This window comes from Pedobacter sp. ASV12 (assembly GCF_016429155.1).
GTDB lineage: Bacteria > Bacteroidota > Bacteroidia > Sphingobacteriales > Sphingobacteriaceae > Pedobacter.
Genome location: NZ_JAELUC010000383.1, coordinates 1 through 308 on the forward strand (window position 1 = coordinate 1; position 308 = coordinate 308).

Sequence of the window (308 nt, forward strand, 5' to 3'; positions counted from 1 at the left end):
TCAAAATGCTGCACGGTATTCCAGGTAAAATAACCGAACAAGCCTGTCGATATTTTTTTATCAACTGCGGGGCTTATCGATTTAAACTGTGCCTTAAATGCCGTAATTTCATCGGTAAGCACAAAGCCTGTCTCTTATACACATCTCCGAGCCCACGAGACAGTACTCATGATCTCGTATTCCGTCTTCTGCTTGAAAAGGGGGGGGGGGGGGGGGGGGGGGGGGGGGGGGGGGGGGGGGGGGGGGGGGGGGGGGGGGGGGGGGGGGGGGGGGGGGGGGGGGGGGGGGGGGGGGGGGGGGGGGGGGGG

1 protein-coding gene is annotated in these 308 nt (G+C 62.7%); it reads left to right on the forward strand.

The window, feature by feature from the left end; translation table 11 throughout:
* A partial coding sequence (locus tag JHD69_RS20815; protein ID WP_199142208.1) for a hypothetical protein occupies positions 1 to 308 on the forward strand: 308 nt, incomplete at both ends.